General features: G+C 54.3%; 16 protein-coding genes. 6 read left to right on the top strand and 10 right to left on the bottom strand.

Going from position 1 to position 16,724, the window contains the following annotated elements:
• Positions 1-36: 36 nt before the first annotated feature.
• The gene (locus HBO09_RS17420; protein ID WP_169995817.1) at positions 37-252 is read left to right on the top strand and encodes a hypothetical protein; all 216 of its coding nucleotides are present in this window, start codon (positions 37-39) and stop codon (positions 250-252) included.
• Positions 253-359: 107 nt separating this feature from the next.
• Here HBO09_RS17420 and HBO09_RS17415 read toward each other — a convergent pair whose 3' ends face one another.
• From HBO09_RS17415 to HBO09_RS17390, 6 genes are all read right to left on the bottom strand, one after another.
• Entirely contained in the window at positions 360-1,046 is a 687-nt protein-coding gene (locus tag HBO09_RS17415) for a GNAT family N-acetyltransferase (RefSeq protein ID WP_169995819.1), read from the bottom strand.
• A 275-nt stretch (positions 1,047-1,321) separates the two neighbouring features.
• Positions 1,322-1,615: a hypothetical protein gene (locus HBO09_RS17410; RefSeq protein WP_169995821.1), complete on the bottom strand. Its 294-nt coding sequence runs from the start codon at positions 1,613-1,615 to the stop codon at positions 1,322-1,324.
• Positions 1,616-1,688: 73 nt separating this feature from the next.
• Complete coding sequence (locus HBO09_RS17405; protein ID WP_170060943.1) at positions 1,689-1,982, bottom strand: hypothetical protein; 294 nt, start codon at positions 1,980-1,982, stop codon at positions 1,689-1,691.
• A 96-nt stretch (positions 1,983-2,078) separates the two neighbouring features.
• Positions 2,079-2,333 carry a hypothetical protein gene (locus HBO09_RS17400; protein ID WP_169995825.1) on the bottom strand — a complete coding sequence of 85 codons (255 nt, stop codon included), beginning with the start codon at positions 2,331-2,333 and terminating at the stop codon, positions 2,079-2,081.
• A 245-nt stretch (positions 2,334-2,578) separates the two neighbouring features.
• Complete coding sequence (locus HBO09_RS17395; RefSeq protein WP_169995827.1) at positions 2,579-2,866, bottom strand: hypothetical protein; 288 nt, start codon at positions 2,864-2,866, stop codon at positions 2,579-2,581.
• A gap of 120 nt (positions 2,867-2,986) precedes the next feature.
• Positions 2,987-4,009, bottom strand: a complete 1,023-nt coding sequence (locus HBO09_RS17390; protein ID WP_169995829.1) for a sprT domain-containing protein — start codon at positions 4,007-4,009, stop codon at positions 2,987-2,989.
• A 285-nt stretch (positions 4,010-4,294) separates the two neighbouring features.
• Between HBO09_RS17390 and HBO09_RS17385 the strand changes: the two genes are divergently transcribed.
• A complete protein-coding gene (locus tag HBO09_RS17385) occupies positions 4,295-4,681 on the top strand; it encodes a hypothetical protein (RefSeq protein WP_170060942.1) in 387 nt (128 codons plus the stop codon).
• A gap of 471 nt (positions 4,682-5,152) precedes the next feature.
• The gene (locus HBO09_RS17380) at positions 5,153-5,395 is read left to right on the top strand and encodes a hypothetical protein (RefSeq protein WP_170060941.1); all 243 of its coding nucleotides are present in this window, start codon (positions 5,153-5,155) and stop codon (positions 5,393-5,395) included.
• Between the two features lie 78 nt (positions 5,396-5,473).
• On the opposite strand, the gene HBO09_RS17375 is transcribed toward HBO09_RS17380, so the two are convergent.
• Positions 5,474-6,331: a hypothetical protein gene (locus HBO09_RS17375; RefSeq protein ID WP_169995834.1), complete on the bottom strand. Its 858-nt coding sequence runs from the start codon at positions 6,329-6,331 to the stop codon at positions 5,474-5,476.
• Between the two features lie 162 nt (positions 6,332-6,493).
• On the opposite strand from HBO09_RS17375, the gene HBO09_RS17370 reads away from it, so the two are divergent.
• Positions 6,494-7,084, top strand: a complete 591-nt coding sequence (locus HBO09_RS17370; protein WP_169995836.1) for a hypothetical protein — start codon at positions 6,494-6,496, stop codon at positions 7,082-7,084.
• 86 nt (positions 7,085-7,170) lie between these two features.
• On the opposite strand, the gene HBO09_RS17365 is transcribed toward HBO09_RS17370, so the two are convergent.
• Together HBO09_RS17365 and HBO09_RS17360 are read right to left on the bottom strand one after the other, a co-directional pair.
• Positions 7,171-7,596 (bottom strand): hypothetical protein, encoded by a 426-nt coding sequence (locus HBO09_RS17365; RefSeq protein WP_169995838.1) that lies wholly within the window; start codon positions 7,594-7,596, stop codon positions 7,171-7,173.
• A 43-nt stretch (positions 7,597-7,639) separates the two neighbouring features.
• Positions 7,640-8,116 carry a hypothetical protein gene (locus HBO09_RS17360; RefSeq protein ID WP_169995840.1) on the bottom strand — a complete coding sequence of 159 codons (477 nt, stop codon included), beginning with the start codon at positions 8,114-8,116 and terminating at the stop codon, positions 7,640-7,642.
• 614 nt (positions 8,117-8,730) lie between these two features.
• Between HBO09_RS17360 and HBO09_RS17355 the strand changes: the two genes are divergently transcribed.
• Positions 8,731-9,669, top strand: coding sequence for a hypothetical protein (locus HBO09_RS17355; RefSeq protein ID WP_169995842.1), 939 nt, complete (start codon positions 8,731-8,733; stop codon positions 9,667-9,669).
• 4,791 nt (positions 9,670-14,460) lie between these two features.
• Here HBO09_RS17355 and HBO09_RS17350 read toward each other — a convergent pair.
• Positions 14,461-15,798 carry a hypothetical protein gene (locus HBO09_RS17350; protein WP_169995844.1) on the bottom strand — a complete coding sequence of 446 codons (1,338 nt, stop codon included), beginning with the start codon at positions 15,796-15,798 and terminating at the stop codon, positions 14,461-14,463.
• 471 nt (positions 15,799-16,269) lie between these two features.
• On the opposite strand from HBO09_RS17350, the gene HBO09_RS17345 reads away from it, so the two are divergent.
• On the top strand, positions 16,270-16,521 hold the full coding sequence (locus HBO09_RS17345) for a hypothetical protein (RefSeq protein ID WP_169995846.1): 252 nt from the start codon (positions 16,270-16,272) through the stop codon (positions 16,519-16,521).
• Positions 16,522-16,724 lie beyond the last annotated feature (203 nt).

Here is a 16,724-nt window from a genome sequence, read left to right as displayed (position 1 = left end):
TTCGGAATCCGTCACTAAAGCCAAGGAATCGTCAAAATGACAACGGATCAGCCCTACGACCCCAACAACCCATTTCAGGTCGGCAACGACCTCTGCTGGGTTCATGGGGAGCACTACCGTGTTGCGAAGGTGCTGGAGGTTGAAGAGGGACGGGTGAAGCTGTCTGGCATGACAGCTGACTACTGGCGCAGCAAGAAGTCGCTGCTGCCACGGCTTGACGTTACACCTCACCGCGTAAGCGGTTTCTTCTAGGAATTCGACAGCAAACGCCCGCGTTATTGCGCTCCCTCGCTGGCGCGCCCTCCTTAGCGCCCACAAAAAAGCCCGCATCCGCAGGCTTCGATTGATGTCCTTTGTACCTATGCCAGTGCGAGGCGCTCACGGACATACGCTGCAGCCTGGCGCTTTAATTGTTCGATATGTCGCTCAAGCTGTTTCTCAGCCTTGGCCATCTCCCTGATCCCCCACCGCTGCACCAGGTGCGCGTGAATCTGCTTTACCTGGGGCGAATTGAGAATCGGCGCCGTATCAACGATGGCCATCATGCCTGTTGTGCTTGCCGAACGTGTGTTCATCACCACCTGAGTGTTCTGCGTGTCGAGCACTTGAAAGCCCAAGTTTTCGTAGAAGGGCACTTTCTTGACGAAACACGTCAGTTCCACATGCGGGTACCGAGCGATGCACTCGCGCATCATTGCAGAGCCGATCCCGCGCCGTCGGTGCGACTGTTTTACGGCCATATAGGTGACGCCGCAGGCGTCAGGGTGGGTGGGAACAGGCAAGTACAGCAGGAACCCAACCACGTCGGTGTCGTTGCCATCATCGTAAGCCACGATCAGCTCAACAGGTGCCGTGGGGATCTTGCCGATCCTCTGGATATACATGCTGATTTCGTAGGGCAACGCCCAACTGTAAACGCCGTACAGAGGGTTGCTTGGCGGCACCCCCAGCATGCTGAGATCGGTCAGGTTGTCCGCCACCATTTCGAGGACTTGATGAGCCACGCGGTCAGACGGCGGCATTTTGTTGCAAAGGATTGTAAGCATTGGCTGGCCTTGAAAGGACTGATTGAAGTTGGCACGCCGAGCAGACGATCAATCTCTTTGATCGCAGTGGACAAGTTGCCCACCCCTTCAAAGGGTGCGCGGTGGCACTCCCAATGAGCACCAGTAGGGCCGTGGAGCGCCGCACCATCGGCAACTGCTTGGTCACAGATGTAGCAGAGTCCAGCTTCGATGCATTTGTCGATCTTATCGTGACGGGCATCACGCTCAGCGATTCTCTCCGGCGTCCACACTTCCCTATGCATCAGCATGGCTGATCATTCCTGACGTTTAGCTACCTGCCCGCTGAATACCTGACTGAATGCGTCTTGACCGTCTTTCTCGATCAGAAATTGTGCGGAGCACTTAGCGCTGCCATCTTCCTCAATGGAGTACTCGCCCTGATCAAGCTTCTTGACGATGAAGCCCTGTTTCGCGCCATTCATTTCAGCCAGGCCGCGCAGATTGGAAAAACAGTGGTCACGCTCGGTAATACGACCTGACTCAGCACTTGCTGCGCTAGAGAGGCCCAGCAGAGCCGCCAAAATCAGAGTGTTCGTGGTAGTACGCATTACTTAACCTCCGTGTGCGGCTCCGATATGGTGCCGTTCTACTGACGCAGCCCCGCTAAAGAGCGAGGCTTGATCAGCAATGAGAGCTCTTACGACGCCTTTGGATCGCTCGCCCGCACGTTGGCAGAGCCGGAAGTAAGGGAGGCAACGGGAATGAATATGGCGTCAAAACTGAACCCGGTATCGATAACCTGAGCACCAGAAAGCTCAAAACGTTTACGGTGCCCTGCTGCATAGAAATGCTGTAAACCTTCCCATCGCCACCGCTCGCGGTGACGGTGCGGCCATCTTCCAACGCCGCTTGGAGGCGGCGCTTACCATCAACAACACGCAGCCCGCTTTGTTCGAATTGATCCAATAATTCCATGAATAACTACCTGTCATTTTGTTGGGCGTGCGTGCCGCGCACCATCTTAGTTTGCCTCACTTAGCGAGGCATGTTTTGTTGCCGCAATGACGGTTGCTACCACTGCCCCTTGGGTTTAAACCACTCCGGACGGCAGTAGCGCACATTCTCAACCCAAGACCGCTTAAGGCCGTCAGCGAGGTATGGGCACACAATCAGGTACGCCCATGGGAAATCAGCCTTGAAGAACACAACACCAGTAACAACGATCACGGTGGCTACCCAAAGCCCCATCAGAGCCGCGAGGAACAAAACAGCAGGCTTGCTGAGAGCCTGCATTTTTTCACGCCTGATTACTTGTAGCAGAGCCATGGACAAGTCCTTCCTTTACTGAGCCGAAACACATTTGTTCGCAGGTGACACCCACACAAGCCCCGTCACCCAGTGTCGGCGAAAGCAATAGGTATCCAGGTAATGCCTGAGCGGGGGTGCTCGTTACCACAGCGCCAGCATTGGAGCTTGCTGGCGCGTTGAGAGCGCAACCGGTCAGTATCGCGATGATGCTGAGGATGGTGGTGATACTGAACATTGGGGCGATACCCTGATCAGGTGCGGAGTTAGCAGGCGTAGGCGCGAGCCCAGTCAGCAACAGGGAATTGGAAACTGTCCGCCAGCTCGACCGCAGCGCGGATCTGCTCAGTAGACCAGCCCGCATCAGCTATGACACTGGCAGCGCTACCGCTAACTGCATGGAGTTCACCGGCCTGCACTGTCACCGCGACTGGCCAAGCCCAAGCCAGACCCACAACGCCTTCGCTCTGAATTACCAGCGCGCCACCCTTTTGGATCGAGTCATCGCACTGAGTTGCGTCGTATGCATCGCCAGTAGAGTCGAAGGTGTTCATGTCAGACCTCAAAGTTGTTTTGCTTGGGATTAATTTACCTTATTTGGTAAGTACGGACCACATTTAATTTACCTTTACCGGCAAATTGTTTTAGCTCCTGGCCTCCCCAGCTAAACCGCCTCAGAATGTCTCTACAGTCTCGGCTGGCTCCTCTTGGCTGGCGGCGCCGTCGAATACCATCAGCGCAGGGGCGTGCGGTTTCTTCTCTGTGCCCTCGCAAGATACACGCATACCCGGCTTGCCCCATACGTTGCCTTTGCAGGTTTTGACGGAGCAGCTGTACTTATTTTTACTCGGGTTCTTTGTCTGCTTCTTGGGCTCAATGCCAAGTTGCGCCAGCTCTGCAGTTTGCGCGTGGGCGAACACCTTCATGCGCGGCGCATCATCAAGGCCTTCCGGATCAGGGCCAGGAACATTCTTGAAAGCGTTGACTGGTGGCGCACTTGCCAGGTCACCCCCACCTTCGACATCCAGGAGCATGCCGCTTTCATCTGCGTCTCGATCCATTGCATCCAGTTGATCGAGGGGGTTGGCGTGTGAGGCGCCTTCCTCCGCATGTGCGTGGGCTGGCGCACGACCACCGCCAAGCTCGCCCAGGCCGGTCATTGCTGGCGCCTCTGACTCCTCGATTGACTGTTCCGGAGGATATCGGTCTACCCATGACAACTTGAACTCGCTGTCCACAAGTTTGGCGCTGGCCGCGTCAAACAGGCCGCCGTCGATGATGTACGTGTCCACGCTATCGCCAACACGTTTGCCGCCAGGCTTTCCTGTGTCGCTGGGCATCAGGCCGATGGCTTCACACATATCGGCCCACTCACGGTTGCGGTAACGGCGGCGCGGTGGCTTCCCTTCCGTGTTCAGCAGCTGATCCAGGCTGACCATCTCACGCGCCATAACGCTCAGGCTTTCCGGAATGGAGCGAACCGCAAAGTAGCTTGGGTTCAGGGTGATTTCGTGGCAGTACTCACCCTTCCCTTCCTCTCCCAAGTTCACAAACTGGTTGGCAGAGAAGTAGCCGTAGGTGTCGTGCTGGCGAGACAGCGTGATCAGGCATTGCGGTAAGCGCCCCTCAAACAACTCTGTGTTGAAGAAGTCGAATGCGCGCTGAAGTTCGTCGTAGGTATCGAGTGTAGGTTTCAAGTCGCCCCCAATCCATGTGTAATCGCCCCAGGTGCGTCGGCGATGCATAGTGCCGTGGGCTGCGCGGAGCGCGTTCGTTCCATCACCCACAGCTAAGTGGGTAGATTTTGCAATGTTTAATATTTCTGTACCATGCAAATATGATTTTATTTACAACCTTATTTCGCCATCAAGGAATTCGAAATGCGAACAACGTCCGAACGATTCACACGGTTGGTGGCTTGGCGGCTGGCCGAGACCCTGTGCACCAGGTGGGCTTTCCTCGCAAATGCTGGCGCCGTCGCCATGTTCATCTGGGTTGCCATCTGCATGGTGCTGGCGCTGTTGAGCGACAAGCATGACGACTACCATAGCGCTATCGCTACAATGTGCCTGGCCGTTACCGCTTACTTTTCTGGCGTGGTCGCAAAAATGATGGCTGGCATCGCCAGCGCTCGGCAGCTTCAATTGGGCAATAACGAAGCGACCACGGCCCGCGCCTCATTTGCTGACCTGTGCTTTGCGTTGGTGCTGGCGCTTGCAGGCGCATACGCGGCACCGATGAGCATGGGTTTGATTGGTGGCTCCGGCACCAGCGTTGCCTGCACGATGCTGCTGGGCGTCGTCGCGCTGTGCATCGCGGCAATCATGCCGACAACGTATCGCCTGTCAGTACCTGCGCAGCAGTTGTAATGCCAGAGCGCCTCACGCGGGGGTCCAACTGGCGTTCGCCCGTACCCGTCTCGCGAATCTCTCCCGTCTCAGTAATTTGCTCTCACCATTAATGCGATTGCCTGCCAGTGCCTGTCCTTATTGAAAGGTCGGGATCGGACATGGCGCAGCAAGAAATTAGCGAATAACCCTTAATCACCCATTGCCATTATTTACCCTATACGGTAAATATATTACTTCAAGGCGCAGCCAGCTTCGCGAAGTCGGTAAACCCATCCTCAGGCCGCAAATATAAGGAAATCGTCGATGACCAGAGCACAGATCAGCGCAGAACTTACATCTCTCACAGCTCGCGGGCTCGAACTGGACAAGATATCTGAAAGTCGCCCGTGGAATGAAGCGGAGCTGGCTGAGATTTACTCTGCCGCTGAACGTGACAAATACCTACGTTCCCAACTTGTAGCCTGCGCCTAGCGGAAGGTAGAAAGTCACATGGCCGTAACACTCCCCATCCCAGAGCCGAGCAGCTTCCGTAGCTGGAACCGCTCGCTACAAGGTGCCTATCGCAAGGGCGCTGTTGCACGCCTCGAAGGCAGGAAAATCACGGATTGCCCCTATGAGGACAAGCGCAAGGATGACGGTCGGCTATCTTGGTCACGTAGCTACATCACTGCTTGGACTGATGGCTATCGGGATGCTGAAAAGCATCAGGTCATTCATCCCGTGAACTGTTGAGGAAAATCGCACCAGGTACTTACTCAGCCCCGCCGTGGGGCTGAATCCGTGTGAGGGGGTGCGAACTTCGCGTTGGTATCAGTCCTGCTCTTGCGCCTTCAGTGCGCGATGGATCATTGACCGAATCCAGGTGTACCCACCCATCTCCCGTACCTTGTCCCACTGCGCATCTGTGGTGCGGATCGTCCTGCTTACTGTTGGCGCTTCCAGGTTGTCCACGATGTAACTCTTTTTGGCCAGGTCGATCCGCTGGCGCACCCACGCGGCTCCGCCGAGGGTGTTCAACGCATCAGCCTCGGACGGAGTTAGGCGAATGCTTCGGTTGCGTTGCAACGCGCTCAGTTCGACACGGGTATTGCCGCGCTCTGAGTAGCTGAGCAAGTGCTGGCGCAGAAGCTCCTCAGCGCGTGCTGGCGATCGTTCAAGCTCCCACTTGGTCTCACCGTCCACCAGACGGACCACTGAGCCGTATTCGTGCGCCTGTAGCGCTTTGCGAATGTGATCATGCCCATCCTTGAGCGGCGCCCCCAAAACAATCTTGTTTATCCCGCACCGCACAAGCACGCCATTGCCGACACCTAGGATCTGACTGGCTATCGAGGTGGACTTGGCTGCGACCGCTCGGGTGCTTCCATCACGGCTCAAGGCAAAGCCTTTGCAACGCGCCTGCAGCGCATCACGCGCCCAGCGATCCAACAACTCACGGCATCGTGCGCAGCTAACACTGCTGAGTGGCTTCGACACGGGGAAGCATTCGATTTCCTCAGTCGATCTGCACAGCAACTGCCCAGCCAGGGCACTGAACTTGCCAAGCGTGAAGTCTTCCATCACTCGGGCATGTATTGCTGGCGCCTTGCCGATGTCGCTGGGATTACGCGCTACGGGCATGACGTTAATGGGCACCAGGAAGCCGGAGGCGTAGTCGAATTTAGTCATTGGCACCTCTATGCCGCCAAGTAGTTTGGAAGTTGTGGTGCACAGGATACGCGCCAGCAACTGCACTGCGCAATAAACGATATTTGCAAGGCTTTAGTCCTTGTTATGATTCGCAGCAATGGCTAAAATCGCTGTAATTACAGCTACATTGGACACGACACAATGCCAATCAAAGTGGTGTGCATTACAAAGGCAGACGGAGAGACCCAGCAGCGCGTCATTCTTGAGAAGGCAACGTCACCCGCAAACTTGATCGCCGTGGCTGACCGGTTTCTCTCGCTGCACCGCGAGCACGGCATTGCCAATGGCGAACAGTTCGTTGGCCTAAGCTGCTACCTCGATGACAAGCTGGTTCAGACTCGGTTGCTGATCGAGAACGCCTCGACCGCGTTTCATTTGCTGCGCCAGCGGATGTTCGGCGACTGCGGGTTCACTGTCTACAAACATGAGCCTGACGTGAAGCTGTTCATGAAGATGGTCATGACCGGCTCCCAGCCCACGCATATGGCCCCGCCAGTATGGACAGGTAAGCTGCGCAAGCCCACCGCATCAAAGAGTGGTGCAAAGTCTGGCGTTGGTGATGATGCAGACGAGTCGGGGGATGCCGCAATCCTAGCCGCTATCACCAAGCAGACGAAGGTTGCCGCCGAGGTGCAAGCGCCAGCACCTGTAGCACCATCTGAAGCCACTCAACCGAGGGGGGGGCGCAAGATGAAAGCCGCCAACCTTGGAGCACTAGGCCAGATCAGTTAGCCAACCTGAAGCCAGCACCGCTTACCAGGCAAAAGAAAGCCCGCTCGATGCGGGCTTTTTGATGACAGATAGAAACCGTACGCGCTTCACTCGCTCACATTTTGAACCGCATCTGGATAACCCTCATCTGCAGACCGATCAAGCCAAAGCTTTGCCCCTACGTCATCTTTCTTGAATGCGAGAATCACGCTGTAGACATACATGCTCTCTGCGTGGCCCGCTTCAGCTGCTGCCAGAACCTTTGCGATTACAGGATCGGAAAGATCATAGCCGCCATTCCTTACCATCCAGGCAACCGCATCTGCTTTACCCTGATCTGCAAGCGCTGACATTTTTGGCAGAAGCACGGCATGCTCGTGCTTCTTCACAAAGTACTTTGCAATGTCGTCACCCTTGGCCAGCAAGCAAACCGTGGCGACAATCAGAACAGTGAAGACGGCGATGGACTTCTTTTTGGCTGGGTTGATTAATATATCTGCTGTGTGAGGCCAATCATTCAAAGCTTCAGACAACTTGTTTCCTCGTACATTCCCAGCGTCCGGCTGGCTCGGTTACTCAAACCTTACTCTCAGCGTCGGGAACAGCTTCGTCCGGCGTACCATCTGAAACCACCACCTGCGGGTAGTCACGCCCGCGCTTTTGAATCACACACTCAATGCACTGGGCCGACACTTGATCGCCACACATCTCTACCATCTTGGAGCGGCTGACTCGTGCTCCGAACCGGATCTGAAGGAAACTGGCGCTTTTGCTTTGTAGAAGAAAGTGTGTGAAGTCGGCGCTTCGAGTGACCTCGACAGCGCGGGTAGTCGTTTCTGTGATGCTGCCTCGCGTCCATCGCCGTAATGCCGTCTGCCCGAACACGCGAACGGTGAGCCCATTCCAACCAGGTGTGCACAGCACAGGCTCAGCGCCCTCCTCCTCGATCATTGTCAGCTTCAGCCATTCCACTGCGAACAACGGAAACCGTATGCCGCGCCGAGTGGCGTGGGTGCCATGCTGCAATACGTCCAGGTCTTCTGTTTGATTCATTCGCCATGCACCGGTTGTGAGGGCTCGATCTTGTTCGAGCGGTACTGACCCAGGCCAGCAGATGGCTGCTGAGTGAGATTTTATATCGTACAGTAATACGATACATCGTCGTGACTGTATAAATAAACAGTTCGGAGTTTTTGATTTGCTGGGTTATTCTCCTGCGGTCTTGTACCACTGAGGACGCTAGAACGTACCACAGGTGGACATCACAGTAGAGGGCATGAGCCCCGACTAAACAGAATCAAAACGCGCTTTTAGCGGAGCGCTATGAGTTCCATGATGGAACTCTCAACATGCAGACCATGAGGTCGCATGAAATGGATGAGCCGTCGGATTCGGCTACAAGGGGGATTTAGGGGCAAAAAAAAACCCGGCATTACATTCATGACCTCAAAGACGCTTGCAGGCGGGTTTAAGTGGTCGAGATGCAAAGCCGGATTATGTATTTTCACAGGGTTTTTAGCGAAACCCTGTGTCACGCATAATCCGCTATCGTGGAACTTTGGTCAAGACCAAGTTCCACGAAAATTGTCATTTCCATCCATTTTTTTCTATCTCCTACCGATCTGAGTCACTGGTTGTGATGCCTGGCGCATAAAGCCCCGTGAATCATGACTACCCCATCCCGAAATCAACCTCAGCAAAGCGTGCTTACCTTTAAGCAAATGCTGAAGGATCGCGTCAGTCAGTTTGCAACAGACCCTTCTGTCCTGAGTGAGTTGGCATACCTACGTTCTGTTCGTCGCCCGAAATGGGAGGCTGACCTCGACTACTACGGTAACCGTAAACACGCCACTGAATATCGAGAGATCCGCGCCGCCAAGGAAGCAGGAAAGCCAGTTCCACGATGGAACTCTTCACCCGATACCAGCAGCTACCCGCTCACTGCCCGCATCAAGATCGAGCGACAGACCCATCGCAATCATCGGATGCATGCCCAACTGCGGCGGAGTATCACAGCCGTCCTATCATTCCTGATCGACAAGCTGGATCTGGTCAGCGGTGTTTGCGTTGCTGTTAAGAAGAATCGCTACCGTGAGATCTATATACGCGAGATCGCTAATGGCTGTGGCCTGGGCAAACGGACTGTGCAACGTGCGCTAGCAAACCTTTCTCGCCACCGCTTGATCAATCGCGGTGTAGCACTAATTGCCATCACGCCAGCGTTCTATAAAGCACTGGGCGTCTACTCAGCAGCTCGGGCCATGGTCTCTTCTCTGCGGGCGCTGATTCAAACCAGCGGCTATCGTGGCGTAAAGATCAACCCGGAACAGATAGCCGTTCACAAATCTTTCCATCGATTCACCGTCAGATCAGCCGCAAGGCCATCCCTGCGTAAACTGCTGGCCAGCGCTGCACTGGCCGTATCCACTTCTTTAAAAGCCGACGCCCCTGAAACAAAAGTTCCACAATGGAACAATCAGCCAGACCAAGGCCCGCCGCCGCAAACCGGACCACCGCCAGTACCTGCAGAACCTTCACCACCAGGCTTACGCAGCACGGTCGGTCTCGAAGCTCTCAGAAACCTCAAAGCATCCCGCTCCAATTGAGCTACGGTCTATAGGCCCGGACTCCCCTCGCCCGTCAATCAGCAAAACCAAGCCAATTCACAGGCACCAACCATCTTTACCTGCATATCGCCCTGCACAAAACCGCCACGGCACCTATTCCAGTTGGTTTGGTCTGTATCCACCCTACCCCATCAGCCTATTCGCGCATCAACCCCAGGCTTTTCTGCTGCTCGCTTCATTAAATCAGGCACCTGCCTATGGGTATAACAGGCACTCTATAAAAGCGTAGCTTCAAAGCAATAGGGGCTTCACATGAAGGCACTGGATGGATGGTCTCGATCAGCCTATACCAGGTGCGACTGGCCGATCAGGATGCACAAAGCCTCAGGCCCATTCCGTCCAGGATGTGACCTGTAATTCTGGCGCTTGAAAAATGACACCAACGATCCTGTACGAATAGTTGATCTGGCCGCTGTTAATCGCGTGGACGTGAATGAGCTTTTTCGTCAACGATTTGAAAGGCATTTAAGCGTCAACGCTGGAGCGATATAGGGCGTTAGCGAAGAATTAAAAGCATCGTATCTAATCACTATACCTAGTCACTTGTTCGACCTGACCGCTACTGGTCTCACCCGCAGCACACGCCCAGCGAGTGAAAATGTTCCATGGTGGAATTTTACAATCGTCGATCACTGCATCAGTGGCTGAGTTTTTGGGCTCTCTGATTTTCAAGCGAAGAAGTTCCAGCAAGGAACCCTTCATAATTTTTGCCCCTGATACTGGTTTTCAGCCAAAAATACATCCGTGCGCTACGTGAAATTTGAGAATCTGGCTTCAGCCTACCCTTGCAGATTTCACACAGCAGCTCGACGTAAAACGTGAATTTGGGACCTCTATAACTGAGTCTTGGTCATTAAGAGTTCCATCGTGGAATTATTGCATTCACGAATCCAACCTGTACCAGGTGAACACGAAATGAAAACGCGGCCATCATGGCTGCGGTCTTGGTAATCGCCCCAGACAATGACGCTCGCCCTACCCTCAATGAGTCGTCGAAATTTCCATGCTTTGGGTTTGGTGATTGATAAATTCCACGCTGGAACATAAGTAATGCACCACAGATCCAACCTCGACACGAGACAAGCACAGCTAAGTCGCTTGCGTAGATACGTCGGCAACTCAGCAGTTGCTGTCCTGAAAAGTTCCACTGTGGAATCGTAACCATAGCGCCACCCTCAGCGGAAAGTCAGTTGGGGCTCTGGCTGATTCGGATCACGAAAGCACGCTCACCCTCTACGCAGGTCATGAGTTCCACGCTGGAACTGTCGCCACCATCTGCGTAGCAGCTGCCAAAGCATCACTGCACAACGCGGTTGAATGCGCTGATACTTTTGATCCATGGTGGAACTCTTACACTGCATTTCCGTAATAAATGCGCGAGCACTCGATTCAGTCGTTTCCGGAGTCATACAGGTAATTCGACGGCACCTGTAACTGAGCGCATGCCCAACCAACTAGAGTCGCCGCTCCATGGCATCCGGAGGATTGCCGAACAATCCCAGAGTGGAACTTTCAGTAATGCTGTCGCTGACTGCTGACTGCTGACTGCTGACGCTATGAGCGACACTTAGTTGTAGCGCATTTCAGGCCGTAGAGCGCAATGCGAGCTGAAGCGAATTCCACGCTGGAACTTTGCTTTGTCGTCTGTAGCTACGAATCACGCAAAGACAGCAACCCATGCCCAGTTGCTGTACACGTCGAAGCCTACGGTCCCAACGCGTAGACATTTATCGATTGATCCTGGATCGGCCAATAGCTCCACGATGGAACCAGCGCAAGGATGGCGCTGACGGGAAGGAATGATGAATAGTTCCACTGTGGAACGTGCAAGCATTTTGACCAGGGCATGTCGGCTGGCGCTGAAACCTGAGTTCCAAAATGGAGCACTAACCTCAGTCGTGTGCGTGATCGGCCCGGCACTAGGAGTGCAACCACTGACTCCAATCGCCATCTTGCTGGCTTGCTGTCGGGCGATTCGCAGTGCGATTCCACTGTGGAACTGTTTGTTGGACTGCTGGCGCTGATCGGGCAGGGCTGACGAATAGTTCCACCATGGAACGTGCATGCGTGCAGACCGGGGAATGACTACTGCGCTGATAGCGGAGTTCCACAATGGAACCACTCAGCGCATACATAAACTGGCGCCGCCCACCAGGCGCTGACAGCAGGGGCCTACTCAACAGGCCGAGAAAACTCCACCATGGCACCACACCCGCACGCTGCGCATCGAGGATCGATGGCACACGTTCGCCATCTTAGTTCCACAGTAGTTCTCTCACCGCAGGCATATGATCACGCGACGAACCAGCACTGGCTCAGCGTGACCCACGCAAGCACCGATGAATGTTCCACCATGGAACCTCGGCAACACGTTGCCATCGAGCAGGACTGGCAAGATGTCGCAATGTAGATACACGGTGGTACCTCGCCGCTGATCGATAGCAGCACTCGTTGTAATGAACACTGAGTTCCATGGTGGAACAGTTGCCGACAACATGCCGATAATCCCGCACCTTGCAGACTTCCACGGTGGAACAACAGCAAAGACTACCAACGTCAGATAGCTGTATTGGGCAGAGAGTTCCACGATGGAACCACGCCAATCCTTTACGAGTACAACATAGCCTTCGGCACTGGCCTCATACTTCCACCGTGGAACACGACAAGTACAAGTTATTTGGTTCGTACCATAATAGTAACGCTATAACCTTACATATCAGAAGCCTGAAACCATCTCCAGGCACCTGACAAGCCCAAACACGACTGGGGATTGCGAGACACGCCAATAGAACAACCAGGCAGGTACATGTCCCGCGACTGGGTTAGCTGAGCCAGTTCGTAACTGACGGTGAATCGCATGTCCGGCGACTGCAGCAGTGAGCATCTGTATTAACCACAGGCGGGCGGCACTGCCTTTGGGTTGGCGCGAATAAGCTGTTAAGCGTGGTCGCTGAAAAGCCGTATGAGTTAACGCAGTTGATCGCTGGCGCACAAAAGAAGGTTGGCGCTGATTGACTACAGAAGCGGGGAGGGCGGAATTGGCAGCGGGGGACTAAAAACAATGGCTCAACGCATTGAAGGGTAAGCGCATTACTTCCATTGGGCCGCCTCACAAGCCTATTGCGTTAACCACAGCGCTAGCCTAATGACCGGCGCCGACGCTCAGCACAATGCGTTTTCACCCAGTGGCGATGACACACGCAGCGTTGACACACGAACCGCAGGACAGCGTGGCCGCATAGAGCTTCAACAAGTTTACGCTGAGTTAACTGCGCTGACTGCATCGCTTGAGGCACAACTCGATTGCAGCAAAGGCGTGTAGGGCGGCTCCAGCCCCACGCGACACACCGGCAAGGATTCCTCGATATGATCGATGCACGGCTCGCCCAGGAGGTTACACGGGCTCTCCATCAACCGTGTATCAGGCAGGGCATACGTTGCGTGGTGGCTGGCTACAGAGACGCACAGGTAACCCACATACCGAGTCTAAAGCAGCAGGGGCTACGGGATGAAGCAAGGCCCCGACTCGCCCGACATACCCGCACTCAACAGCAATGAAAATTCCAGCGTGGAACTTTCAACCGAATCTGGCACATCAGCACCCGCCGCAGAGGCAGCATCCGCGCCAGAGCATGAGCCCTACAACACCAACCGAACCGCACCTTCACCACCAGGGCGAATGTCCGAGGACGCCGCAACAATCACACAACATCCGAAAGAGGATGAAACGGAAGTTCCAGCGTGGAACATCAAGACACACTCACGATTGCCCAGTGCGCCACGGGACTGATCATTACAAACCCACTGCGAGCAGCGGAACCGGATGCGACTGAACTACGTTTTCTGGCAATACGCCGGAGGGATGCAAGACATGAGAACCCTGATGACGATATGTGAGTGGTGCGTGGAGATGTATGACATCGACGGCTTTATCCAAGGCCATAGCCTCACACAACTACCGCGATGCATTGGCTGTTGCTGCACCACCCAATGACAGCATGAAGCCGCGAATCGTGCGCGTATGTGAAGACCACAAATAAGGTAGATCCAGGGCACACGCGTTGAACGGCGTCCTCCCCCAGCTTTATACGAACTGGGACGGGCTCGTTACCATCAAAGTCCCAGAGTGCTTCCACAGGCAAGTATCCCAGTGCGCGTAAATCGACATGCCGTAAAGCACAGCACAGAGCCCGCCGTGAACGTGCTTTTTTTTCTGATTCAGACAAGCCCACAAGCACCAAGCAACAAACTTGGATTCCACGACCTAAAACAAAGACGAAATGTTCCACCGTGGAACTGAGTCTCACGCCGCGACACCCAAAGGCTTGCACCAGGGCGTGACTGCTTCGCCGTTAACGTACGACAGCTTTTAGCGGTGACGCGCAACAAAGCTGTATGCGGGAACGCTGTAGAGCCCTGATCGCGGGAACGCTGAAAACCTTCTTTCACGGTAACGCCTTGAGCGGCTTGAGCGTTGACGCGGCAAATGCGCAGGGCAAGACGAATCTCACACGCAAGCAGCGGTTAGCATGCGCATCGAACAAGGCAAAAGCAGGGCAGGGTACGAACTACGAATGCGGGGTTGCTTGAGTTGGGCTTGTTGCAGACTGGATCGTACGATCCATTTTAAGAGGTGGTGCAGATGCACCAAAGAATTTGCCGAGCGGCTACGGTGCGTGGTCGATTATGCGGTAAGGCAAACTGAAATGGAAGAGGGCGCATTGCGCCCTCAGTATTCCAGCATAACGGTGCAACTGCGGCCTAAGGCCTCTACAGGCCCAGCCAGAAGCTTGAGATGCCGTCCACGTCCTCACGGTTCCGATTCTTGCTCTCAGTGTCCAGAAGCGACTGTGCGAGGTCGTCACGGTTGGTGAACTTGCCCCGCAGAGGGTTGGCGGTGTGATCCCACATCGCAATGGCATCAGACTCGCCAGGCCAAGGCTTCGGAAGTGTGTAGCGGTGCTCCCTCTCGAACTGTTCCTTGCGAGGGCCGTAGTAGCTTTGGTTCGTGATCATCGAATGTCCAAGTACTGCCGCCATATCGTAGCGGCTGAACGTGCCACTGCGCCGAGCTTCCTCTGCAAATGCATGACGCGCCGTGTAGAAACAGATCGACTGGCCTTCAAACACAGCAGGACTACTGGTCGAGGCGGCGAGCGATTTTAACTTGGACTTTTTGGGCGGGGAAAATTCGACACCGAGATGCTCGATAGTACCACCGTGGAACTTTACGATCCGGGCCCATGATCGATTAAGAAGCATGCGTCGGCGGTTGTAAAAATCACCGAACACCTTTGCATCTTCGTGGCGATACACGATGTCGAGAAAAAGCTTCAGCGCATGAATCTGGTTGTCGGGCCAGTCTTCGAGAACCAGGTATCGCTTGTCCTTGAGCGGGTTATCTTCGCGCCGCCCTGACTGCTTGAGCGTTGTCACTTCCAGTACGCGCCGAATGGTCAGCTGCGTGTCTGGGTCGTAATGCTCTTCAAGGTAACGCGCCGACGGCCATTCGTGCGGACGCAGGCCAGTCCATAGCGTGCACATAAACCACATAAAGGTTTCCATGCCAGCGATGCGATTGCGCGATGGCTTTTCATCTTCCTCTTTCGTACGCGGCGGAGGCATCAGATCCAATTGCAGCAGATCCAATACGCTCTCGCTCAAGTACGAAAGGTAACGCTGATTCTTCTTCGTCGTCGCTACGAACAGCTTTGTATCGTCCACGCCATTGAGCAGTACGTTCTCGGGACTCAATGACGCTGCTTCCTTGAGTCGTTCACGCCTGCTTGGCGGTATCCAGGAGCGAAGCTCAGACGTTGACGCATGACCCACCGCTTCGAGGTGACTCGCAACCCATTTGCGATAACACAATGCCGTTTGCTCACCCAGGCCTTTATCGGTAACGCGGTGATCGAGCCAGCGCGTGAACTTTGCTACGTCAACGCTCGCATCAGGGTGATCGGTGGGAGAGGGCATCAGGGTTGGCGCTGAGGATGTCTCTACGTCCACGCTATTGCTTTGCGATGATACCGAGCCTTCAAGGTTGTCGCTCTTGAAAGCGTTGAGGATGCCAATAGCACGTAACTGGATTTCACTGCTGATAGTCATGGTTCGCGCCCAAATGGGTGTTAACGATCCTACTCATTTCGATGACGAAGGATTCACTTCTTGCTGGCATATGTAGCGTTGGCCGGTCGTTTCGCCATTTTTCGGTGTACCACCAAAAAACACCAAAACGTAATAGATTCGATACGTTTTTAGGAAGCGTTCGGACCCCGGTACACACCTAAATTCTAACCCAGGTACACAAAACGTTCTAGCCTTGGTACAGATAAGATTCGATGCTAGGTACAAAGTAGATTTAGCGCCGAGATCGACGTATGAAAGGGTAAGGGCGCGAAGGCCAATGGCGATGGCTCCGCCATCCGAGTGGGACTCTGGCGCTGGCATTTTCGGTCAGGTTGAAACGCAAGAGATGTGCGTGGATTTCTGAAAGTGAGTCGACTGATTATCGGTCGGGCCAGAGTACGGAAAGCGTCATGAATTGGATGCGCCTGGTAGGCCTAGGTCGAGAACGGCTTGAGAAGGGGTAAGGGTGAAACGGCGCTGCGTGGCACCAAACAGCATTTCTGTGCCACAAGATTGTATTTAAATGCCACCGAAATAGGCGGTTTGCATTTCTGTGGCACAACAATGCCATTTGAATGCCATAAAAAACCACGGGAAAAAGTATGGCAAGGGGCTGAGCTATCTGGCGATATTTTTGTGGCGCTAAAATGGCTTAAGAATGGCTTAGGAATGGCATTGAATTGCCATTTAAAAGCCGCATGAAAGGTAGCCTGCACCGACAAGACGTCCGGAAAAGCGCCATTTAGAGGGCTCATGCGGCTCAGCTCAGTAGGTTTTGAAATTCGACGATTGCTATTTCGGTGGCACAACAATTAGACTGCTGTGGTACAGTACCACGCACTCCTTCTTTGTAGTCGAATCAGGGAGGTGTGATAATGTCCCGAGTAACAAGGTTTAATATTCTT

Origin of the sequence: Pseudomonas sp. WS 5027 (assembly GCF_012985695.1) — a bacterium.
In the GTDB taxonomy this organism is placed as follows: Bacteria; Pseudomonadota; Gammaproteobacteria; order Pseudomonadales; family Pseudomonadaceae; genus Aquipseudomonas; species Aquipseudomonas hygromyciniae.
The sequence above is the reverse complement of the archived record's forward strand: the minus strand, read 5'-3'. Positions and strand labels throughout refer to the sequence as shown.